This window comes from Pseudomonas sp. S3E12, assembly GCF_001702295.1.
In the GTDB taxonomy this organism is placed as follows: domain Bacteria; phylum Pseudomonadota; class Gammaproteobacteria; order Pseudomonadales; family Pseudomonadaceae; genus Aquipseudomonas; species Aquipseudomonas marginalis.
In genome coordinates this window covers 153,808-176,340 of sequence record NZ_MBDT01000020.1, presented here as the reverse complement: position 1 = coordinate 176,340, position 22,533 = coordinate 153,808, and the positions used below count along the sequence as shown (strand labels likewise).

At 60.5% G+C, this 22,533-nt stretch carries 19 protein-coding genes; 8 read left to right on the top strand and 11 right to left on the bottom strand.

Features of this window, described 5'->3' with window-relative positions; all coding sequences use genetic code 11:
- Positions 1 to 36 precede the first annotated feature (36 nt).
- A complete protein-coding gene (locus BB029_RS16385) occupies positions 37 to 1,383 on the bottom strand; it encodes a class II 3-deoxy-7-phosphoheptulonate synthase (protein WP_027606994.1) in 1,347 nt (448 codons plus the stop codon).
- Positions 1,384 to 1,507: 124 nt separating this feature from the next.
- Between BB029_RS16385 and BB029_RS16380 the strand changes: the two genes are divergently transcribed.
- Positions 1,508 to 2,263 carry a spermidine synthase gene (locus BB029_RS16380; protein ID WP_065939972.1) on the top strand — a complete coding sequence of 252 codons (756 nt, stop codon included), beginning with the start codon at positions 1,508 to 1,510 and terminating at the stop codon, positions 2,261 to 2,263.
- 1 nt (position 2,264) lies between these two features.
- Here the strand turns inward: BB029_RS16380 and BB029_RS16375 are convergent, their stop codons facing one another.
- Positions 2,265 to 3,056 carry a crotonase/enoyl-CoA hydratase family protein gene (locus BB029_RS16375; RefSeq protein WP_065924442.1) on the bottom strand — a complete coding sequence of 264 codons (792 nt, stop codon included), beginning with the start codon at positions 3,054 to 3,056 and terminating at the stop codon, positions 2,265 to 2,267.
- 422 nt (positions 3,057 to 3,478) lie between these two features.
- On the opposite strand from BB029_RS16375, the gene BB029_RS16370 reads away from it, so the two are divergent.
- On the top strand, positions 3,479 to 5,152 hold the full coding sequence (locus BB029_RS16370; RefSeq protein ID WP_017136163.1) for a DEAD/DEAH box helicase: 1,674 nt from the start codon (positions 3,479 to 3,481) through the stop codon (positions 5,150 to 5,152).
- Positions 5,153 to 5,221: 69 nt separating this feature from the next.
- Here the strand turns inward: BB029_RS16370 and BB029_RS16365 are convergent, their stop codons facing one another.
- Entirely contained in the window at positions 5,222 to 5,989 is a 768-nt protein-coding gene (locus BB029_RS16365) for a class III extradiol ring-cleavage dioxygenase (protein ID WP_065939971.1), read from the bottom strand.
- 105 nt (positions 5,990 to 6,094) lie between these two features.
- Between BB029_RS16365 and BB029_RS16360 the strand changes: the two genes are divergently transcribed.
- The gene (locus tag BB029_RS16360; protein ID WP_065939970.1) at positions 6,095 to 6,751 is read left to right on the top strand and encodes a thiopurine S-methyltransferase; all 657 of its coding nucleotides are present in this window, start codon (positions 6,095 to 6,097) and stop codon (positions 6,749 to 6,751) included.
- A 54-nt stretch (positions 6,752 to 6,805) separates the two neighbouring features.
- Here the strand turns inward: BB029_RS16360 and htpX are convergent, their stop codons facing one another.
- Positions 6,806 to 7,693 (bottom strand): protease HtpX, encoded by an 888-nt coding sequence (gene htpX / locus BB029_RS16355; RefSeq protein WP_065939969.1) that lies wholly within the window; start codon positions 7,691 to 7,693, stop codon positions 6,806 to 6,808.
- 303 nt (positions 7,694 to 7,996) lie between these two features.
- Complete coding sequence (locus BB029_RS16350) at positions 7,997 to 9,208, bottom strand: pyridoxal phosphate-dependent aminotransferase (protein ID WP_065939968.1); 1,212 nt, start codon at positions 9,206 to 9,208, stop codon at positions 7,997 to 7,999.
- Positions 9,209 to 9,410: 202 nt separating this feature from the next.
- On the opposite strand from BB029_RS16350, the gene msrB reads away from it, so the two are divergent.
- The 3 genes from msrB (at position 9,411) to BB029_RS16335 (ending at position 10,995) form a co-directional block, all read left to right on the top strand.
- Positions 9,411 to 9,803, top strand: a complete 393-nt coding sequence (msrB, locus tag BB029_RS16345; RefSeq protein ID WP_065939967.1) for a peptide-methionine (R)-S-oxide reductase MsrB — start codon at positions 9,411 to 9,413, stop codon at positions 9,801 to 9,803.
- Positions 9,804 to 10,021: 218 nt separating this feature from the next.
- On the top strand, positions 10,022 to 10,507 hold the full coding sequence (locus BB029_RS16340; protein ID WP_027607003.1) for a glutathione peroxidase: 486 nt from the start codon (positions 10,022 to 10,024) through the stop codon (positions 10,505 to 10,507).
- Positions 10,504 to 10,995 (top strand): MarR family winged helix-turn-helix transcriptional regulator, encoded by a 492-nt coding sequence (locus tag BB029_RS16335; protein WP_065939966.1) that lies wholly within the window; start codon positions 10,504 to 10,506, stop codon positions 10,993 to 10,995. The genes BB029_RS16340 and BB029_RS16335 overlap by 4 nt, the downstream gene beginning before the upstream one ends.
- Here the strand turns inward: BB029_RS16335 and BB029_RS16330 are convergent.
- A complete protein-coding gene (locus BB029_RS16330; protein WP_065939965.1) occupies positions 10,949 to 13,258 on the bottom strand; it encodes a response regulator in 2,310 nt (769 codons plus the stop codon). The genes BB029_RS16335 and BB029_RS16330 overlap by 47 nt on opposite strands.
- A 163-nt stretch (positions 13,259 to 13,421) precedes the next feature.
- Here BB029_RS16330 and BB029_RS16325 point away from each other — a divergent pair, with 163 nt between their 5' ends.
- On the top strand, positions 13,422 to 14,312 hold the full coding sequence (locus BB029_RS16325) for an ATP-binding protein (RefSeq protein WP_027607006.1): 891 nt from the start codon (positions 13,422 to 13,424) through the stop codon (positions 14,310 to 14,312).
- Positions 14,309 to 14,791: a GAF domain-containing protein gene (locus BB029_RS16320; RefSeq protein WP_065924449.1), complete on the top strand. Its 483-nt coding sequence runs from the start codon at positions 14,309 to 14,311 to the stop codon at positions 14,789 to 14,791. Before BB029_RS16325 ends, BB029_RS16320 begins: the two co-directional genes overlap by 4 nt.
- Before the next feature lie 29 nt (positions 14,792 to 14,820).
- Here the strand turns inward: BB029_RS16320 and BB029_RS16315 are convergent, their stop codons facing one another.
- The 5 genes from BB029_RS16315 to BB029_RS16295 all read right to left on the bottom strand — a co-directional run bounded on the left by BB029_RS16315 (position 14,821) and on the right by BB029_RS16295 (position 22,472).
- Complete coding sequence (locus BB029_RS16315; RefSeq protein WP_083236432.1) at positions 14,821 to 18,453, bottom strand: transporter substrate-binding domain-containing protein; 3,633 nt, start codon at positions 18,451 to 18,453, stop codon at positions 14,821 to 14,823.
- Between the two features lie 8 nt (positions 18,454 to 18,461).
- Entirely contained in the window at positions 18,462 to 19,082 is a 621-nt protein-coding gene (locus BB029_RS16310; RefSeq protein ID WP_065939963.1) for a response regulator transcription factor, read from the bottom strand.
- A gap of 256 nt (positions 19,083 to 19,338) precedes the next feature.
- Positions 19,339 to 19,734, bottom strand: a complete 396-nt coding sequence (locus tag BB029_RS16305; RefSeq protein ID WP_065939962.1) for a response regulator — start codon at positions 19,732 to 19,734, stop codon at positions 19,339 to 19,341.
- Between the two features lie 171 nt (positions 19,735 to 19,905).
- Positions 19,906 to 21,237, bottom strand: a complete 1,332-nt coding sequence (locus BB029_RS16300) for a deoxyguanosinetriphosphate triphosphohydrolase (protein ID WP_065939961.1) — start codon at positions 21,235 to 21,237, stop codon at positions 19,906 to 19,908.
- 71 nt (positions 21,238 to 21,308) lie between these two features.
- Positions 21,309 to 22,472: an EAL domain-containing protein gene (locus BB029_RS16295; RefSeq protein WP_065939960.1), complete on the bottom strand. Its 1,164-nt coding sequence runs from the start codon at positions 22,470 to 22,472 to the stop codon at positions 21,309 to 21,311.
- Between the last annotated feature and the right edge of the window lie 61 nt (positions 22,473 to 22,533).

The following is a 22,533-nucleotide window of genomic DNA, read 5'->3' as shown; positions in this document are numbered from 1 at the left end:
GGCTTGCCACAACAAGCCCTATTTTCCAAACGTCTGCTAGCGTTTGACCTGCTTCAACGTTTCGGCAATCAGGAACGCCAACTCCAGCGACTGATCGGCGTTCATCCTTGGGTCGCAGTGGGTGTGGTAACGGTCCGACAAGCCATCTTCGGTGATCGGCCGCGCGCCGCCGATGCACTCGGTGACGTTCTGCCCGGTCATCTCGATATGAATCCCGCCGGCATACGTGCCCTCGGCCTGGTGCACCTGGAAGAACTCCTTGACCTCGCCGAGGATCTGCGCAAAGTCGCGGGTCTTGTAGCCGCTGCTGGCCTTGATGGTGTTGCCGTGCATCGGATCGGAGCTCCACAGCACCTGCTTGCCTTCGCGCTGCACCGCGCGAATCAGCTTGGGCAGGTGGTCGCCGACTTTGCCTGCGCCCATGCGCGCGATCAGGTTGAGGCGGCCGGGGTCGTTGTCGGGGTTGAGGATGTCGATCAGGCGGATCAGGTCGTCCGGGTTCATGCTCGGGCCGACCTTCACGCCGATTGGGTTGTTCACCCCGCGCAGGAATTCGACATGGGCGCCATCCAACTGACGGGTGCGGTCGCCGATCCACAGCATGTGGGCCGAGCAGTCGTAGTAGTCGTTGGTCAGGCTGTCGCGGCGCACGAAGGCTTGTTCGTAGTTGAGCAGCAGCGCTTCATGGGCGGTGAAAAAGCTGGTTTCGCGCAACTGTGGCGAGCTGTCCATGCCGCAGGCGCGCATGAAGGCCAGGGTTTCGTCGATGCGGTCGGCCAACTGGCTGTATTTTTCCGCGAGGGCGGAGTTGGCGATAAAGTCCAGGTTCCACTTGTGCACCTGGTGCAGGTCGGCAAAACCGCCCTGGGCAAAGGCGCGCAGCAGGTTGAGGGTGGCGGTGGACTGGTGGTAGGACTGCAGCAGGCGGTCCGGGTCCGGCACGCGGCTTTTTTCGTCGAAACCGATGCCGTTGACGATGTCGCCACGGTAGGCGGGCAGGGTGATGCCGTCGAGGGTCTCATCGTTGGCCGAGCGCGGCTTGGCGAACTGGCCGGCCATGCGCCCGACTTTCACCACCGGGCAGCCGGCAGCGAAGGTCATCACGATGGCCATCTGCAGCAGCACCTTGAAGGTGTCGCGGATTTTTGCGGCGGAGAACTCTGCAAAGCTCTCGGCGCAGTCGCCACCTTGCAGCAGGAACGCGCGACCCTGGGTCACCTCGGCAAACTGACGGCGCAACTCGCGGGCTTCCCCGGCAAACACCAACGGCGGATAGCTGGCCAGGCTCTGCTCCACTTGCAACAAGTGCGCAGCGTCCGGGTACTGGGGTTGTTGCTGGATTGGCAGGGCGCGCCAGCTGTCGGGGCTCCAGGGTTGGCTCATCATGAACTCGATTGGGTGGTTGACGGTCGGGCGCCAATGTTATCAGCAATTAGTGCGTGACCTGTTGCCGCCGGTTGGCCGACAATCGCGCCTTTGCCGTGGGGTAGACCCTTTAGGAGTAGTGATGAGCGAGGAGCGTGTCGAGCGCCTGCTGGCCGAAGTCCATGATGATTTCGGCATGATTCGTGTACTCGAGGTGGCCGATTACCGGTTTCTCGAGTTTGGCGACGCCATCGAGCAAAGCTGCGTGTTCACCGCTGACCCGAGCTGGCTGGAGTACGACTACACCCGCGCGATGCTGATCGGTGCGTTGTGCCATGAGCAGCCGGAGAGCGCACTGTTCCTCGGCCTGGGAGCTGGCACCTTGACACAGGCGTGCCTCAAGTTCCTGCCGCTGGAGGATGTCGAAGCCATCGAGCTGCGCCCCGATGTGCCGCGCCTGGCCATCGAATACCTGGGGCTGGATGATGATCCGCGCCTGTATATCCGCATCGGCGACGCCTTGGAATTGTTGGAGAGCGCTGAATCGGCGGACCTGATTTTCGTCGACCTCTACACGGATGTCGGTCCCGGCGTCGGACACCTGGCCTGGACCTTCCTGGAAAACTGCCAGAAGAAACTCAACCCCGGCGGTTGGCTGGTGATCAACCAGTGGGCGACCGATGATGGCAAACCCTTGGGCGCGGCGCTGCTGCGTGGTTTGTACCACCGGCATTATTGGGAACTGCCGGTGAAGGAGGGCAATGTGATCCTGTTGGTGCCTTCGGAGCTGGACCAGGCTCTGGATCTGGATGCGCTTTCTACTCGGGCTGAGTTGTTGGCGCCGCGTCTGGGCTATTCGTTGCAGCCGTTGATCAAGGCGATTCGTCCGGCTACATAAGCTAGATGCCCTTGAACACCCCTGGCCGTTTCTCGACCATCGCCCGCACGCCTTCCTTGGCATCCTCGCTGTTCAGCAATTTATCCACCATCGGCGGCAGCGCGGCGGCGGCAACGGTTTCGCCTTCCATGTGTGCCAGGCGGGCCGACATCAAGGTGGCCTGGACGCCAAGCGGCGCCTGGCGCGCGATGCGGCTGGCGAGTTCGATGGCACGGGGCAGCAGGTCTTCACTGGCCATGACTTCCTGCACCAGGCCCAGGCGCAGGGCTTCGTGGGCGTCGAACTCATCGCCGGTGAGCAGCCAGCGCATGGCGTTGCCCCAGCCGGCGATCTGATGAAAGCGCAATGTCGCGCCTCCAAACGGAAAAATCCCACGTTGCACTTCCATCTGCGCAAAGCGGGTATTGCTCGCGCACAGGTTGATATCCGCCGCGAGCATCAACTCGATACCGATGGTCAGGCAGTAGCCCTGGGCCGCGACGATCACCGGTTTGCTGACCCTGGGGCCGGCGAAAACGCCCCAGGGATCGCAACCGCCCAGGGGCGGTTGCCAGCCTCCAGCCATCACGGCGCTGACATTGGCCAGGTCCAGGCCCGCGGTGAAGTGGTCGCCGTGGGCAAATACTACGGCCACCCGTGCTTCGTCATTTCGATCAAATTCGCCATAAGCCAGGCTCAGCTCATTGAGCAAGTCCAGGTCAAAGGCGTTGCGCTTGGCGACCCGATCCAGGCCCAACAGCAGGACATGGCCCTGGAGTTCACGGCTGACGCGGCTGCTGCTGGCTTGATTCATCGGGTGTTCCCTCGGGCGCAATGAAGGGTTTCAGACCAAAGGGTCTCGATGCAAGGTGAACCGTTTAAGCGTTATGACCAGCAGGGCCGGGCCTTTGAAAAATAGACCCTGCCGCGCTTATCTGCAAAGACTGTGATGCAGCGCGGTTTATCGGCGCCTGGCGATAAAAAAAGCTCCCTTTTTCAGGTATTTCCGGTATAGTGCGCGCCGGCCTTTAACCGGGCCGCGTTTAGGTAGCGCAATTCCCCGAAGTCAGCTTCGGCTGCACGTCCGCACAGCGGACTCTCCCTTGACGAATCTTTTTCATTCATTCGTTTTCGCAAATCCCCGCCGACAAAGCAGCCAGGGCGACTCTTGAGTCTCAACACGGCATGCGCAGCTTTGGAGCATGGGTCTTTGCGGATGCACTTAGAGGCAGACCCATGACCCAGGAAACCGGCGGCTTCGCCGCTTTTAATCTTAACCCGAACATTCTCGCTGCCGTCATCGCGACCGGCTACGAAGAACCTTCGGCGATTCAGCAGCAATCGATCCCGATCATCATGGCCGGCCAGGACATGATTGGCCAGGCGCAAACCGGTACCGGTAAAACCGCCGCGTTCGCCCTGCCTATCCTGCACTGCATCGATCCTGCCAAGCGCGAGCCGCAAGCCCTGATCCTGGCGCCAACGCGTGAGTTGGCGCTGCAAGTAGCAACCGCTTTTGAAACCTACGCCAAGCAAATGCCAGGCGTTACCGTTGTTGCCGTCTACGGCGGCGCGCCGATGGGCCCGCAACTAAAAGCCATCCGTAATGGCGCTCAGATCGTCGTGGCCACCCCGGGCCGTCTGTGCGACCACCTGCGTCGCGACGAAAAAGTCCTGTCGACCGTGAACCACCTGGTTCTGGACGAAGCCGACGAAATGTTGAAGCTGGGCTTCATGGATGACCTGGAAGTCATCTTCAAGGCACTGCCACCGACCCGTCAGACCGTCCTGTTCTCGGCTACCCTGCCACAGTCGATCCGTGCCATTGCCGAACGCCATCTGCGCGATCCGCAACACGTGAAGATCCAGACCAAGACTCAGACCGTTACCGCGATCGAACAGGCTCACCTGTTGGTTCACGCTGACCAGAAGACCTCGGCTGTATTGAGCCTGCTGGAAGTCGAAGACTTCGATGCCCTGATCATGTTCGTGCGTACCAAGCAAGCGACCCTGGACCTGGCCAGTGCCCTGGAAGCCAAAGGCTACAAAGCCGCTGCGCTGAACGGTGACATTGCCCAGAACCAACGTGAGCGCGTGATCGACTCCCTCAAGGATGGCCGCCTGGACATCGTTGTGGCGACCGACGTAGCGGCCCGTGGTCTCGACGTTCCGCGTATCACCCACGTGTTCAACGTTGACATGCCTTACGATCCGGAATCCTACGTTCACCGTATCGGCCGTACCGGCCGTGCCGGTCGCGAAGGTCGTGCACTGCTGCTGGTGACGCCACGTGAGCGCCGCATGCTGCAAGTGATCGAGCGTGTAACCGGTCAGAAAGTCGCCGAAGTCCGCCTGCCGGATGCCCAGGCCGTTCTCGATGCCCGCATCAAGAAACTGACCAACAGCCTGTCGCCCCTGGTGGCTGACGCTGAATCGACCCACGGCGACCTGCTGGACCGCCTGACCGCCGATATCGGTTGCACCCCGCGTGCCCTGGCTGCAGCCCTGCTGCGCAAGGCTACCAACGGTCAGGCCCTGACCCTGGCAGCCATCGAGAAAGAGCGCCCACTGGTGCCGAACAACGCGCCACGCGGTGATCGTCCAGAACGTACCGGCGACCGTCCGGACCGTGGTGACCGTGAGCGTCGCGCTCCGGTTCCATTGGCTGAAGGCCGTGCCCGTTGCCGTACCGCGCTGGGCGCGCGGGATGGTATCGCTGCCAAGAACCTGCTGGGCGCTATCCTCAACGAGGGTGGCCTGGCACGTGAAGCCATCGGTCGCATCCAGGTCCGTGACAGCTTCTCCCTGGTGGAGCTGCCGGAAGACGGTCTGGAAAAACTGCTGGCCAAGCTGAAAGACACCCGCGTTGCCGGCAAGCAATTGAAGCTGCGTCGCTACCGCGAAGATTGATCCGCCCTCGGGCTGATTGATCGCACATAAAAAATCCCCGACTGGTTCGGGGATTTTTTTTGTCCGCGGTTAACCGAAGCGGTAGATGTCCATACCCAGCGCGCCCATGGTGAACCCCTGGTGTGCAACGCTGAAGTCACCCCCTGCGCCGCGCGCAAAGTACAGCGGCAACAAATGTTCGTCGCTGGGATGGCTGCGTACGGCGTGGGGCGCCTGGCGACGGTAATCATGCAAGGCCGCCTCGTCGTTGGCGGCGAGTGTCTCCACCATCCAGTCACGGAAGTCGCGTGCCCAAGGCTCGATACTCTCAGGTCCGGCCTGCCAGTTCAGCTCGCCCAGGTTATGGGTGATGCTGCCGGAGCCGATCAACAGCACGCCCTGTTCGCGCAAGCTGGCCAAGGCATGCCCGACGCGGGTTTGCAGGGCAGGGCCCATGTGACTGGGCAAGGAGACTTGCACCACTGGGATATCCGCTGCCGGGTACATCAGCGAGAGCGGCACCCAGGTGCCATGGTCAAAAGGGCGGCGCTCATCGATTCGCGCATTCAAGCCGTCGGCATGAAGCAGTTCGACAATTTCGCCGGCCAATTGCGGGTCGCCCGGTGCCGGGTACTGCACGGCGAACAGCTCCCGGGGGAAACCGCCGAAGTCGTGCCAGGTCTCGGGCGCAGCACTGCCGCTGACCAGCAGTTCCTGGCTTTCCCAATGTGCCGACACCACCACAATTGCCTTCGGCCGTGGCAGTTCAGCGGCCAGGCGCTTCAGGGCGGGGCCGCTGGCGCCGGGTTGCAGGGCAAGCATGGGCGATCCGTGGGAGATAAACAGGCTGGGCAACATAAGGAAGGTCCTGAGGGTTAACATGGGCCCATCTTCAATCAGATCATTGATCTAAATCTAATATAAGTTTTAGCGGTTTTTGATCGAATTTTCGGAGGTGATTCCATGGAGCCCAAATTTTGGCAGGAGCGCTGGGCGCGCAATCAGATCGGCTTTCACCTGCCCGAGGTCAATCCTTACCTGTTGCGGTATTGGCCTGCGCTGGGCCTTGCCCAGGGCGCCAAGGTGCTGGTGCCGCTGTGTGGTAAAAGCCTGGACCTGATGTGGCTGGCCAGCAACGGCTATCACGTACTCGGCGTTGAACTGTCGGAGCAGGCCGTGGAAGCCTTTTTCGGCGAGCAGAACCTGAAGCCGCGCATCACTCGGCACGGCGTGTTCAAGGTGTACCAGGCTGATTTGATCGAAATATGGTGCGGCGATTTCTTTGCCTTGGACGCCGGGGCACTGGCCGACTGCACTGCGCTCTACGACCGTGCCGCACTGATCGCCCTGCCGCCGTTGATGCGTGCGCAGTACACCGAGCAGTTGAATAGCCTGCTGCGGCCAGGCTGCCAGGGGTTGCTGATCACCCTGGACTACGACCAGACGCAAAAAGCCGGCCCGCCCTTTGCGGTGCCGGATGATGAGGTGAGGGTGCTGCTGGGTTTGCAGTGGAGCCTGGAGGTGCTCGAAGCCCAGGATATCCTGGGTGAGAGCTGGAAGTTCGTGCAGGACGGTGTTACGTGCCTTGAAGAGCGCGTTTATCGACTCATCAAGGTGTAAAACCCGCGCACAAAAAAAGGGGCGATCCAATCGCCCCTTTTGCATTACCGGGTATCAGCCCCGACGACGCAGCGCGTCGATACGCTCTTCCAGCGGCGGGTGGCTCATGAACATGCGAGCCAGGCCCTGCTTGACACCACCGTTGATGCCAAAGGCGGTCAGGCTGTCGGGCATATGCACCGGCAGGCCCTGTTCGGAGCGCAGGCGCTGCAGCGCACTGATCATTGCACTGGTGCCAGCCAGGCGTGCGCCGGCTTCGTCTGCACGGAACTCTCGTTTGCGCGAGAACCACATCACAATCGCGCTGGCCAGGAAGCCCAGTACCACTTCGGCAAAGATGGTCGCTACGAAGTAGGCGATCCCGCGGCCGCCTTCGTTCTTGAAGATCACCTTGTCGACAAAGTTGCCGATGATCCGCGCAAAGAACATCACGAAGGTGTTCACCACGCCCTGCACCAGCGCAAGGGTAATCATGTCGCCGTTGGCTACGTGGCCGATCTCGTGCGCGAGGACCGCCTTCACCTCATCGGGAGAGAATCGCTCGAGCAGCCCTTGGCTGACCGCCACAAGGGCGTCGTTCTTGTTCCAGCCCGTCGCAAAGGCGTTGGCCTCGTAAGCAGGGAAAATCCCGACCTCGGGCATTTTTATACCTGCTTCCTGAGACAACTGCTCCACGGTCTGCATCAGCCATTGTTCATGGCGGGTGCGTGGTTGAGTGATGACCTGGGTGCTGGTGCTCATCTTCGCCATCCACTTGGAGATGAACAGCGAGAACAGCGAACCGGCAAAACCAAAGACCGCACAGAAAATCAGCAGCTGATTGAGGTTCAGATCAACCCCGTTGGCCGCCATGAACCCGTTGAAGCCAAAAAGGCTCAGGGTGATGCTGGCAATCAGCACGACCGCCAGGTTGGTGGCCAAGAACAGCAGGATGCGCATCATGGTTGTAGAGTTCTCCTCATGCTTAATATGTCGCGTACTGCGGGGTATATAAGGTGCGGCTTGGGGTGATTCAACCGAGCGACTATTTCAAACTGTGTCCTACAGCCTGAATGTAGAGCCTTGAAGGGATTTTCCGATGATGAATACTACCCGTGAAAAGCCACTTTTTGCCTTGCGGCCCCGTAACTACAGGGGCTTATGGATGTAGAAACGCAAGTGCAGTACGGGGAAAGTGTATAGCCAGAGAAGTGTTGCCAGATAATCGCTGTACGACCGAATGCCGGTCGTACAGCGCCATGCCGGTTACTGGCGATAGGACTTGAGGAAGTTGCCGATACGGCCAATGGCCATGTCCAGGTCATCCACGCGCGGCAGGGTCACCACTCGGAAGTGATCCGGCCACGGCCAGTTGAACGCCGTGCCCTGGACCACCAGCAGCTTTTCCGAGAGCAGCAGGTCGAGCACGAACTTCTCGTCGTTGAGGATCGGGCAGACCTTCGGGTCGATCCTCGGGAAGGCGTACAGCGCGCCCATGGGCTTGACGCAGCTCACGCCCGGGATTGCATTGAGCAACTCCCAGGTGCGGTTGCGCTGTTCCAGCAGACGGCCCTGGGGCAGGACCAGGTCATTGATGCTCTGGTAGCCGCCGAGGGCGGTCTGGATTGCGTGCTGGCTCGGCACGTTGGCGCACAGGCGCATGTTGGCCAGCATGTCGATGCCTTCGATGTAGCTCTGGGCATTGTGCTTGGGCCCGGAAATCGCGATCCAGCCGGAGCGGAAGCCCGCTACGCGGTAGGACTTGGACAGGCCGTTGAAGGTCAGGCACAGCAGGTCCGGCGCCAGGGAAGCGGTGCAGATATGCACCGCATCGTCGTAGAGGATCTTGTCGTAGATCTCGTCGGAGAACACCACCAGGTTGTGCTGGCGTGCCAACTCGAGCATGCCCAGCAGCACTTCCCTGGAGTACACCGCACCGGTGGGGTTGTTCGGGTTGATGATCACCAGGGCCTTGGTGTTCGGTGTGATCTTGGCCTTGATGTCGGCCAGGTCCGGGAACCAGTCGGCGCCCTCGTCGCACAGGTAGTGCACCGGGTGGCCGCCGGCCAGGGTCACGGCGGCGGTCCACAGTGGGTAGTCGGGTGCTGGCACCAGCACTTCGTCGCCGTTGTTGAGCAGGGCCTGCATGGACATCACGATCAGCTCGGACACGCCATTACCCAGGTAGATGTCTTCGATGCCGACGCCTTCGACCTGCTTCTGCTGGTAGTACTGCATCACGGCCTTGCGCGCGCTGAACAGGCCCTTGGAGTCGCTGTAGCCCTGGGCGGTGGGCAGGTTGCGGATCACATCCTGGAGGATTTCATCCGGCGCTTCGAAACCAAAGGGCGCCGGGTTGCCGATGTTCAGCTTGAGGATGCGATGGCCTTCCTCTTCCAGGCGCTTGGCGTGCTTGAGCACCGGGCCGCGAATGTCGTAGCAGACGTTGGCGAGCTTGTTCGATTTGCTGACCTGCATGGCGATGTGATCCTGAAAATGAACGATCCAGACGGTGTGGGCACTACCGTACTGTGAATGCTGCAAGGCCCGCACCCATAAATACGTTTGAATGCCGGTAGCGCGGGTGCCAGACTGGCGTTTTGAAGAGGCGCAATCATACGTGCCGCCTGATCCATGGAAAAGATACAGATCAGGCTTTTTCAGTTGCCGAGGTGTACCGATGGAAAAGTTGCAGAAAACCGTTGAAGAATGGAAGGCAATGCTCGATCCGGAGCAGTACAACGTGTGCCGTCTCAAGGGCACCGAGCGCCCTTTCAGCGGCAAGTACAATGAGACCCGGACCGATGGGGTGTATCACTGCATCTGCTGCAATGCGCCACTGTTCGATTCGACCACCAAGTTTGACTCCGGCTGCGGCTGGCCGAGTTTCTACGCGCCGATCGCCGACAGCGCAATGATCGAGATCCGTGACGTCAGCCACGGCATGATCCGCACCGAAGTCACCTGCGCCAAATGCGATGCGCATCTGGGCCATGTGTTCCCGGACGGTCCGCCGCCGACGGGGCTGCGGTATTGCATCAACTCGGTGTGCCTGGACCTTGTACCCCGTTAACTCGACTGACGGCGGGCCCCTGTAGGAGCGAGCTTGCTCGCGAAAGTCGTCAACGATTACACGGGCATTCTGGTTCAGCCCGGTGTCCTTGAGTTTTTCGCGAGCAAGCTCGCTCCTACAGAGTGTTGATGAGGTGTCATCAGTGCGGTCAATTAAATTGCACACAATTGAATTGCCTACTATGTTTCATCCTCTTTCTTCCTTATCGAGGCACTGCCATGAGCAACAACCTGCTGAGCATCCCTTGCACCACCATCAAGGGTGAGCAAAAGACCTTGGCCGATTTCGCCGGCAAGGCCGTCCTCGTGGTCAACACCGCCAGCAAATGCGGCTTCACCCCGCAGTACAAGGGCCTGGAGCAACTCTGGCAGCAGTACAAGGACCAGGGCCTGGTGGTATTGGGCTTTCCTTGCAACCAGTTCGGCAAGCAGGAGCCCGGTGACGAAGGGGCGATTTCCGAATTCTGCGAGCTGAACTTCGGTGTCAGCTTCCCGTTGTTCAAGAAGATCGACGTCAATGGCAGCGATGCCCATCCACTGTTCGTGCAACTGAAAAAACAGGCGCCGGGGCTGCTGGGGTCCAAGGGCATCAAGTGGAACTTCACCAAGTTCCTCATCGGCCGCGACGGCCAGGTGGTCAAGCGCTTCGGTCCTGCCACCAAGCCGCAGGACTTGACCCAAGAGATCGAAGCCTTGCTCAAATGACCGACTTGCCCAGTGTGTCCCTGGCCCTGGACAGCCAGCTGTGTTTCAAGCTCTACGCTGCGTCACGCGCTGTCACCCGTGCCTATAAGCCGATGCTCGACCAGTTGGGTCTGACCTACCCGCAATATGTGGTGATGCTGGTGTTGTGGGAGTGGCACGCCACGCCTGCGCTGCAGCCGACGGTCAAGGCCCTGGGGGAGCGCCTGATGCTCGACTCGGGCACGCTGACGCCGCTGCTCAAGCGCCTTGAACAGCTTGAGTTAGTGGCGCGTCGGCGCAGTGCCAGGGATGAGCGTGAAGTGCACTTGAGCCTGAGCGAGGCCGGTGTGCAACTGCGGGACCAGGCCCATGGCCTGAAAACCCGCCTGCTGTGTGATCGCGGCATCGACCTGAATCAAGCCGATGCCTTGCGCGACGGTCTCGACCAGTTGCTTGTGCAACTTAAAGACTTGTCGTCCCAGGCACCCACAAGTCCAGCAGGGCATTGAGTTCTTCGCGGCGGAACGGCTTGGCCAGGTAGTCATTCATCCCCGCCGCACGGCAGCGCTCGCGTTCTTCGGACAAAGCGTTGGCGGTCAACGCGACAATCGGCAGGTCCGGCCAGCGCCCGCTGCGCCGAATCTGCCGGCTGGCCTCATAGCCATCCATCACCGGCATGTTGCAGTCCATCAGCACCATATCGAAGCGCTGTTCTTCAAGAAACTTGAGCGCTTCGCCACCGTGGGCGGCCACGATCACTTCGCAGCCCAGTTTGCTGAGCATGCCCTTGGCCACCAGTTGGTTGACCGGGTTGTCCTCCACCAGCAGGATGCGCGCCCGATGTGCGAGCGGTGCGGCATCCAGTTGGACGGGGTCAAGCACCAGGTGCGCGTCGGTGCGCAAGTTGCGTTGCAGGATCTGGTACAGCGCGTTGCGGCTCAAGGGGCGTGCCTGTTGGTGCAACGGCGCCAGTGCCGCCACTTCTTCGCTGGGCATGAAGTTGCCATAGGCGGTCACCAGCAGGATGGGCGCGGTAATGCCCGGCCGTATGCGGAACAGGCATTCCGGGCAGTCGGTAATCAGCAGATCGGGGGTTTGCCCGCTCAAATCGTCATCCATGGTGAAACAGCGCAGGGACAGTCCCCAGCAGGGCAGCAGGGTCGTGAGCAACTCTGTCAGGCCGCTGCCGGCGTTGGTGATGGCGATGACCTCGCCTTTGAGAGGCGCTGGCTGGACCGCGGGCAAATGGGCGGGCAGTGGCAGGTCTGCGCAGAACTGGCTGCCAAAGCCCACCTCCGAGCTGATACTCAAGCACCCCTTCATCGCTTCGCACAGGTTGTGCGTCAGTGCCAGGCCCAGGCCCGTCCCGCCATACTGGCGAGTGATGCCGGCGCCGGCCTGGGTGAACGGTTGGAAGATTTTCACTTGGGCCTCCTGCGCAATACCGATGCCGGTATCGCAGACTTCAATGCGCACCCCGCCCTCATGGGTACGCAGGCGCACATCAACCCGACCAAAGCGGGTGAACTTCAAGGCGTTGGAGAGCAAGTTACTGACAATCTGCCGCACACGGGTCGGGTCACCCAGCACCTGGGCCGGGAACTGCGGGTCGATCAGGCAGCTCAGTTCCACACTCGGTGCGGCGTTCTGCGATAACAGGTTGGCGGTGTCTTCCACCAGTGCGCCGAGGTCGAACGGGATGCGCTCCAGCTCCAACTGGCCGGCGTCGAACTTGGACAGGTCGAGAATATCGTTGAGCAGTTCCACCAGCACTTTGCCGGAGTCATGGGCGATAGACAGTTGCTGGCGTTGTTCGGCGTTCAACGGGCTGTCCAGCGACAGTGCGATCATGCCCAGCAGGCCGTTGAGCGGGGTGCGGATTTCGTGGCTCATGTTCGCCAGGAAGGCCGCCCGGGCCTGGGCCATGCCCAATGCATGCATCTTGGCGGCTTCCAGCTCATCGTTGGACTGGGTCAGCCGCTGGTTGCTGGCCTTGAGTTCAAGGGTGCGCGCGGACACGATATGTTCCAGTTGCCCCAGGTATTCAGTCAGCCGATCCTCGGCGTGGCGGCGCTGCTGGATTTCGGTTTCCATGTTTTCGAATTGCTGGTTGGCGACGTCCACCAGCACGCCGATTTCATCGTGCTCATGTCCTGGCGGGCAGTCCAGGCGTGCCTGCTTGCGGGTACTCAGCTCACGAATAATGCGCACCAGCGGTTGGGTCAGCATGACGTAGAACAGGCCCAGCAAAATCCCGGTCAGCAGCAGGCTGCGCGCGAACCCGTTGAGCAGGGTGATCTCGGCGCGGCGCAGGAACCGGCTACCAAAGGCGTAGGTGTCGACGTCCAGGCGCAGTACGCCAAGTGACTCGTTGGGCATGTGGCTCAGGAACAGTTGGTCTTCGAACTGGCGGTTGGCGCCAAACATGAAGTCACTGATGGGCCGGTAGGTGCTTTCCTTGCGTGGCCGGTCGACATCGGCCAGCACCACGCCGTTGTTGTCGATCAACTGCGCGCGAATGATGGCGGGGGAGTGCAGCAGGCCCAGGGTCAGTTCCTGGGCCAGTTCGGCATCGATGTTGTAGGCGATACGTGACGCGGGGTTATGGCTGATTTCGATCAGCGAACGTATTTCGCGGTTGATGGATGCGTCTTCGCTGGCATAATCAATGCCGATTTGGATCAGGCTGAGCAAGGTTCCCAAGACGAAACCGACCAGTACCGTCAATCTGGCTTGTTTATAAGACAAGCGGTGGGCGAACTTGATATCCATTGAGTGTTGAACCACTTCACGTTTCCCTTCGCCCGGCAAGCATAGCTGAACATCCACAAGCCCAGGCCTGCCCGGCATGAATCGTTTTTTACGCAGCCCCAAGCGGTCTGTCGCAGGGTTGCCAATACGCCATCTTTTGCAAGAACTTGCCAGAGGAATAATCGTGGATTCTCGATTGAGTGCCTTTCTGGAGCGAGCCGATGCCGTGCTCGCCCGCCTGGAACCCTTGTTGCCCGCGCCGCGCCAAACCATCGACTGGAACCAGTGCCTGGCCGCCCGTTGGCAGCGCGAGGGCCGCAGTGGCTTCCTGTTGCCGCTGGACGTGAGCCTGGACATGCGCTTGTCCGACCTGATCGGCGTGGACAAGCAACGTGAAACCCTGGCGCGCAACACCCAGCAGTTCCTGGATGGCCTGCCTGCCAACCATGCGTTGCTGTGGGGTTCGCGGGGCACCGGTAAATCGTCCATGGTGCGCGCTTTGCTCGCCCAACACGCCAAGGCCGGTCTGCGCCTGATCGAAATCGAGCGTGACCACTTGGCCGACCTGCCGCGGGTGGTTGAGCAACTGCTCAAGTTGCCGCAACGTTTCATCCTGTTCTGCGACGACTTGTCGTTCGAAGCCGGCGAAGGCGACTATCGGGTGCTCAAGAGCGTGCTGGATGGCTCCCTGGAACAGGCCCCTGAAAACGTGCTGCTGTATGCCACGTCCAACCGCCGCCACCTGGTGCCGGAAAACCAGAGCGACAACGATAACTGGAAGCGCGTGGACGGTGAGTTGCACCCGAGCGAGGCGGTGGAAGACAAGATTGCCTTGTCCGACCGCTTTGGCTTGTGGCTGTCGTTCTACCCGTTCACCCAGGAACATTTCCTGGATGTTGTCGAGCACTGGATCGGTGAGCTGGCGAACAAGGCGGGTTTGCAGTGGCAGCGTGATGAGGACCTCGACATTCTCGCCGTGCGCTGGGCCACCGGGCGCGGCAACCGCAACGGTCGTTGCGCGTATCAATTCGCCCGTTACTGGGTGGGTCTCAAATTGCTGGAGCGTCAACCATGATCGATTTACAACAAGCCGGCACCGGCCTCGGTGGCTATGCCCTGCTGAGTGCCCAGCTGGAGTCGCTGCTGGCCGATGAGCGTGATTTCATCGCCAACAGCGCCCAGTTTTCGGCTTTCCTGTTCAGCCAGCTGGATGACCTGAACTGGGCGGGCTTTTACCTCAACCGCAATGAAGAGCTGGTGCTTGGCCCGTTCCAGGGGCAGATCGCCTGTGTGCGTATTCCGTTCGGCCGTGGGGTGTGCGGCGCGGCCGCGGCCTCGCGGCAAACCCAGCGAGTAGACGATGTGCACGCGTTCCCCGGGCATATCGCCTGTGACAGCGCGTCCAACAGCGAATTGGTGGTGCCACTGGTCAAGGACGGCACATTGATTGGTGTCCTTGACCTCGATAGCCCGTCGTTGGCCCGCTTTACCCCCCAGGATCAGGCCGGTATCGAACAGCTGGCGGCGATTTTCCTGCGGTTGACCGACTGCTGATCGAAATAGGGGGCGCGACCCGCCCCTTATCAGCCACCCAGTTCCTCAAGCCGCACTTGCAGCATCCTCTCCAACTCCAGCATCAGCTTCTCCAGGGATTTCACACCCGCTTCGATCAGGGGCCGATCATCGCCCCGGGCGCAGGCCTGTTCGACGGCTTCGCATTGCGAGGCCAGCGCAGAGGCTTGAACGATGCGCGCGGCCCCCTTGATCTTGTGAGCCTGTTCGATGATCTCTTCGGGCAAGGCCTGCGCTGCGATCAGTGCGACCAGTTCCTGACGATCCTGGCGACTGCTGCTCAGCAACTCTTCCAGCAAGAGGCGGCTCATGTGCGGATCGCCACCGGTAAGGGCCTCGAAGTTGCCGATGTCCAGGGTCATGCCGCTGGGTTGAGGACTTATCTTCGCCAATTGCCGCTCCAGCGCCGTAAGGTTGATGGGTTTGAACAGGCAGTCATCCATGCCTGCCTGCGCACAGCGTTGTTTCTCTTCGGGCTGGGCATTGGCAGTAAAACCCAGTACCACGCAAGGCGTCAGCTGTTCGCGTTCCTCGTATTCGCGTATCGAACGACTCAGCTCGTAGCCATTCATGATCGGCATGTTGCAATCGGCGATCACCAGGTCAAAGCGCTCCTGGCGCCAGGCCTGGAAGCCGGAGGCGCCGTTCTGGGCGGCGGTGTATTGATGACCCAGGTAGCCGAGCTGCTGGCACATCAACAGGCGATTCGCCGGGTGATCGTCCACCACCAGCACATTGAGCACCGGCACGTTCGAGGTTGCGGCGGGCTTGAGCTCTTCGGCCACCTGCAGCGCCGGCAGGCGATTCATTTTCAGGCTTACATGCACCTGGGTGCCCACCATGGGCACGCTGCTCAGGCTCAGTTGCCCGCCCATCATCGCGCACAGGCTGCGACAGATCACCAGCCCGAGGCCCGCACCGCTCCTGGCCAGCTGTCCTGAGTTGTCCGCCTGGGCAAAGGGTTCGAACAGGCGCATCTGGTCGTCCCGGCTGATACCGATGCCGGTGTCCTCCACCACCAGTTTCATCTCGACCTGCTGCGGCAGTTCGGTGGCTGATACTTCCACCTTGATCTTTACCTGGCCACGTTCAGTGAACTTGATGGCGTTGCTGATCAGGTTGGACAGCACCTGCTTGAAGCGCAGCGGGTCGATCAGCACTTCGGTGTGTTCCAGATCAGGCGTGAACTCCAGCAGCAGGCTAAGGGTTTTCTGGCGTGCCAGGCCGTCGAAGACACGCACCACCGACTCGATCACCTCCCTCAGGTTGACGCGTTCCGGTGCCAGGCTGAGGCGACCGGATTCAATCCGCGCGATGTCCAGGATGTCGCCGATAAGCTCGAGCAGATCCTTGGCCGAGTTGTAGGCAACCTCAATGGCCGGGCGGTCGAGGTGGCCCTGGTCCGCCCGTTTGAGGGTCAGCTCGAGCATGCCGATCACCGCGTTCATCGGCGTGCGGATTTCGTGGCTCATGGTGGCGAGGAATGTGCTTTTGGCCCGATTGGCCTCGTCGGCCCGCTCCTTGGCGGTGCGGAGTTCGTCGAACAACTGGCGTCGTTCACTGATATCGATCCAGCCACCGATGATGCCCTGAACTTCACCGACGGAGTCGCGGTACGGCAGGATCCAGTGGTAGATCGTCAGTTTTTTTCCGCGAATATGCAGGGTGCGGTCCAGGATCAGCGGGTTGCCCTCGGCCACCACGCGCCGATAGTCGGCATGGTATTGCGCCGCCTCGACGGCGAGGGCTGTGCTGATCTGGACCGCGCTTTTACCTATCACGTCCTCGCGCTTGACGTCGAACGCCTGCAGGTAGCTGTCGTTGCAGGTCTGCAGCAGCCCCTTGTTGTCACGTACGTAGATCGGGTGCGGGGTTTCATTGACCAGGGCGCGCATGAACTCGAACTGATCATTGAGGGCGCGCTCGGCCATTTTCCGTTGCTTGATCTGGCGGCGCATGTACGCGTTCCAGCTCAGGGAAATCAGCAGCAGCAGGCCGGTGCCGATAACGATGCGCGCAATCAGTTGGTGATAGTCGCGCCAGTAACTGTCCGAGGCGGCGGTATAGCCGCGCCAACGACTGTTGATCACGCCGAGTTCGTCCGGGGCGATGCTGAGCAACGCCTTGTCGAGAATCGAGCTGAGTTCGGTGGCGCTGCGGGAGGTCGCCAGCCCGAAGGTGGCCGGCATCGTGCCAATACTGAAGCTGATTTGGATCTTGTCCTGGAGTATCTGCGAGGACAGGAAGTAATTGGCGACCACCAGGGTATTCACCGCGCCCTCTACATGGCCTTGTACCAGCAGTTCGGCTGACTTGAACGTGTCGCCGGTATCTACCAGCTGAATCTTTGGGAAGTGCTCACGCAGGAATTTTTTCAGCGGGCTGCCTTGCGTGATCGCCAGGCGCTTGCCCTCCATTTCCTCAAGGCCTGTGGGGGCCTGGCCGTCCTTGCGTGTCAGCATCACGTAGGAGTTTTCCAGGTAGGGACGACTGAAGTTCAGTTGGGCTTCTCGCTCGACGCTGGGGATGATTGCTCCGACGATGTCCGCTTTGCCGGTTTCAACGTGCTCGATCATGGTGTTCACATCACGCCCGCGCTGAATCTCGAAGCGCAACCCGGTGCGCAGGCGAATCAGTTCCAGCAGGTCGGCCGTAATGCCGCGGAAAGTGCCATCGGCGTCGAAGAAGGTCAGCGGCGCAAAGGTGGGGTTCACGATCACTTTGACGACCGGGTTTTCTCTCAGCCAACGTTCTTCGCGAAGGCTCAGTTGCAACTTTTGGTCGGTCAGGAGGATGTCGCTGCCGGCACTCCAGCGTTTGGCAATCGTTTCCCGTTCGGCAGTGGGCACGGCCCTCAGCACGGCGTCGACGATGCTCAACAGTGTCTGCTGGTCCTGGGGCATTGCAAAGCTGAATCCATAGGCTTCATGTTTGCCGAAATTCGCCATGCGGATGTTTTTCAGGTAACCCTTGTTGATCATGTAGTGGGTGGAAATGGTATCGCCGAGAAAGACGTCTGCCTGGTCGAAAGCCACGGCATTCAAGGCGTTTTGATAAGAAGGGTAGGCACGGATGATTGCCTTGGGGTATAGCCTTTCCACTTCGTGCAGTGGCAGATAGTGATAGACCAGTGCCAGGCGCATGCCGGCCAGCCCATCATTCAGGCTGCGGGTTTCGCCTTCGCGGGTCACCAATACCGGCCGGTCCACGGCGTACGGTTCTGACAGCGTCAGGTTGGGATTTGCCGCTTCAAAGCTGTTGGAGGAACCCAGTAAATCGATTTCCCCTGCTTCGAGGGCACGAATGGCGGTCTCTCGGGAGGAGTAGCGCAACACTTTTACCGGCACGTCCAGCGCCATTGCCAGCAGGCCGGCGTAGTCGGCGGTGAGTCCCTCATAGTCACGCCCGCTGGAGGTGAGGTCAAAGGGCGGGTAGTCAGGAGACGCCGCGCCCAGTACCAGTTCGCGTTTGTTCTGGAGCCATTGGCGTTGGGCCTTGTTCAGGTAGGGTTCCAGCTGCACGGAGCTCGCGCGACTCAATAGGTTGAAATGCTCTGGGCTCGCTGGAGGGGTTGCAGGCACGGCGGTGCTGAAGCACAAACCGGCACTCAATATAATCAAATAGTCCTTTATACGCCTGGGCATCCGGTTTCTCACACTAGCGCGTTTCGTTTTGCCATCTCGATAAGTTCTACCAAGGACTTGGCTTGAAGTTTTTGCATCAGCCTCTTTTTATATGTGCTTACTGTTTTGTTGCTCAGGAACATACCTTTAGCTATTTCCTTATTGGTGCGGCCCTGTGCGAAAAGTTGCAATACCATCAACTCGCGATCATTTACGGCCTTGAACAGTTCAAGTTCCTTGCCGCTTTCATCGCAGGGGGTCAAGGCCTGGCTGGGGAAGTAGTTGTAACCGGACAGTACGGCGCGGATGGCGCTCATCAGCTCGCTCAGGTCACCTTCCTTGCACACGTAGCCATCGGCCCCCGAACGCATGCAGCGCGTGGCAAACAGGGTGGGGGATTGAGCCGTCAGAACCAGGGTTTTCATCGAGGCGTTCATGGCGTTGAATCGGCACAGCACTTCCAGGCCATCGAGTTTTGGAATGCTGATGTCGAGGATGATCAGGTCCGGCATGCATTCGCGGACCATTTGTATGGCGTCGCATCCGTTATCCGTTTCGCCGACTACTTTGAAGTTTTCTTCGTGCTCCAGCAACATTCGTATGGCCAGTCTTATAACGGGATGGTCATCAATAATAAAAACTGTGTTCATGATCATATTCCATGCAGGTACAAATAAAGCGGGCACATTAGCTCAGAAGCCGATGGGTAAGCATGAACTTGGGTGGCAACAGGTATAAAACAGGAAAGTTCCTACATTAAAAAAGGTAAAAGCCTACCCATCTCTAAGGAGTCGTAACGCGAAAGGCCAATGCTCCGCAGAGGCGCGGGCTGAAGGAACGTGGCAGGGACTTTACGGTTGTTGTGCGCGAATTTTCTGACTGATCAATTTGTTTAAAGTCCTACATTTATAACGTGAGTAATGTATGGGTCAAACGTGCAAGCTCATCTTTATTCAACGGCTTTGGTAAGTAACCGAGCAATGGCAGGCCACGTTTGTGGGCTTGGGTTTGCAACGCTGAAAGTTCTGCCTCGGGAAGTCCGCTGAGCAAGATGGCGGTCTTGATAAAGCGTTGGCGACTGGCGATTTCAATCAATTCAAGCCCAGGCAGGTCGGGCAGGCACTGGTCACAGAGGATGATGTCGAAGGGCGCTTCGGCCTGGGTCATCAAACGGATTGCCTCTTCGGCGTTTTCGGCCGGGACCAGGTGCTCGAAGCCGAAGCTCCTCAGCAGGCATTGGGTGGCGAGCAGTTGAAAGGGATGGTCCTCCACCAACAGGATCCGAAGGGGGTAACGGGGCATAGAAGGCACACGGTGAGTCAAGCGTCGATAGGGGGCACGTAGGAACTGTTCGCCAGACCTGCCCGGAGCGTGCGCGATTATTCTTCGGGTGCTTGTGCGAATTCGATCAGGCCGCTCTGTTCCCATCGTAGGCAGATTCTGTTCAGTGAACAGGCGGCGTGATCAGCCAGGTTATTGAGGGCTGGAGCGCCCGGTCATCTCCCGTGCCATCTCGGTGGCATAGCTGTCGGTCATGCCGGCGATGAAGTCGATCATCCGCAGGAACGACCTGTGCAGCGGCCACGCAGGGTCCGGCGCGTTGTTGCCCAGAAGGTCGAGAACGCGCCGGTTCTTGAACGATGGCGTGCGTCCGCCGTGCTGCTCCAGGGCCGCGCCGCAGAAGGCGTTCAACAGGATTTCCAGGGTGGTGTAGGCACCGATCTCGTGCAGGGTCTTGCGCTTGTCCTGGAAGATTTTCTTGCGCGCCATGTCCTTGGCATCCAGCACGCAGCGTTTGGCGGGGCCGTGCATGTGTTCCACCAGGTCTCCGGGCAGGGTGCCGGCAAGCAAGGCATCCTGTTGTTCGACGAAGGCGCGCGCCGCGGCGTTGGTCAAGTGCTCGATGGCCTTGCCGCGCAGGATCGCCAGCTTGCGTCGGCGCGAGTCCTGGGCGCCCAGTTGCCGGTAGGTCTGCGGCAGGTCGTCGCCCACCAGGTCGAGCAGCAGTGACTCGACTTCGGTGTACTCCAGCAGGTCCATCTCCAGGCCGTCCTCCAGATCGATCAAGGCGTAGCAGATGTCGTCTGCCGCCTCCATCAGATAGACCAGGGGATGGCGAGCCCAGCGTTGTTCCTCGAGTTGCGGCAGGCCGAGCTTGCTGGCGATCTGTTCGAGGATCGGCAGTTCGCTCTGGTAGCAGCCGAACTTGTGTTTCTTGTAACCCAGGGAGTCGGCGTGGCGGGCGGTCCAGGGGTACTTGAGGTACGTGCCCAAGGTCGCGTAGGTCAGGCGCGTGCCGCCGTCGAACTGGTGGTATTCCAGTTGGGTCAGTACCCGGAAGCCTTGGGCATTGCCTTCGAAGTTGAGGAAGTCATTGCGCTCGGCGCTGCTCATGTCGTCCAGCCAGCCGCGCCCTGCTGCCTGCTGGAACCAGTGGCGGATGGCGTCTTCGCCGGAATGCCCGAACGGCGGGTTGCCGATGTCATGGGCCAGGCAGGCCGATTGCACCACCATGCCCAGGTCGCTCGGGTCGCACCAGTCGGGCAGGGCGCTGCGCAGGGTTTCGCCCACGCGCATGCCGAGAGAGCGGCCTACGCAACTGACTTCCAGGGAGTGGGTCAGGCGTGTATGGATATGGTCGTTGCTGGACACCGGGTGCACTTGGGTCTTGCGGCCCAGGCGGCGAAACGCGCCGGAGAAGATAATGCGGTCATGGTCTTTGTGAAACGGACTGCGGCCGAGTTCTTCCGGGCTGTGCAGGGGTTTTCCAAGGCGTTCGCGGGTAAGCAGGGTGGGCCAATCCAAGGCGGGTACTCTCCGTACGGTGAATGACCCTCCCAGCTTCCCGGTTCCGCCTTGGCGGGGCAAGCGAAAATCTACAGCCCGGCCGCGTCGATATCGATTAACAGCAAGCGCTGACCGTTATCGAAGAATTGTCCGGCGGTGAGGCAGTACTGGTTGGTGGTGGCGTCGCGGTAGGTCGAGGACAGCGTCAGGCGACGCTCCTCCCAACCTTCGGCCAGCAGGTGATAGAAGTACGGGCGCCATGACCAGTTGTGGCCCAGGTAGCGGCTGTCGGCCTGCCAGGCGTCCTGGCGCCATTCGAAGTTGGGGGTCAGCTGGGTGCCATGCCGGTCGCACTGGTAAAAGCGCAGCAGCCAGGGGAAGGCCGGCAGTTGGGGCAAGTGATCCAGCGGGGCTTGGGCCTGTGCCCAGGATTGCAGGATCTTCATCAGTTCGGTCAATTGCTGGCGCAGTTGCATGATGCGCCCGCGTTCGGCCAGCTTCTGCTGGACATACGCCGCGCGCAGTTGGTCAAAGCGCGGCACGAAGGCGTCGGTGGCGAACCAGTCCAAGTGCGCCTGGGCAAACAGATAGCCCTGCACGTAGCGCGAACCGCATTCCAGGGCGAAGCTCAGCTGCGCCTCGGTTTCCACGCCTTCGGCAATGATCCAGCAGCCGGTCTTTTCCGCCATCTGTGCCAGCGCCCGCACGACGTCACTGCTCGGTCCGCCCCTGGCGGCTTGCTGGAACAGGCGCATGTCCAGCTTGAGGATGTCCGGCTGCAGCGCCAGTACCCGGTCAAGCTGGGAATAGCCGGCACCGAAATCATCGATGGCGATGCGCGCACCGGCCTCGCGATAGCGCGCCACCACCTCGGCCAGGCGCTGGATGTCGCCGCCCAGTTCGGTGATCTCGAACACGATGCGCTGCGGGTCGACGCCATGGCTGTGGATCTGTTTGAGGCTCGGCAGCGCCTGGCCCGGACGCAATTGGTTGATCCAGCGCGGCGAGATATTCAGGCTCAGGAACCAGTCTTCCGGGGCTTCATGCAGGCGGCTCAAGGCATTGTCGCGAATCTGCCGGTCGAGACGGCGCAAGGTCGCGCCTGGCGTGCGTGGGTCGGCGAACAGCGGGCCAACGGACTGCAGGCGGCCATCAGCCTGGCGTAGACGCCCCAAGGCCTCGACGCCGGCAATGCGCCCGGTGGCGGTATCGATAAACGGTTGGAAGCAGGCGAGCGGTTGCCCGTCGATCACGGGGCCTCCTTAAAAGCACTGGCGAAAAAAGGCCCGGTCCTCGAAAACGAGGACCGGGCCA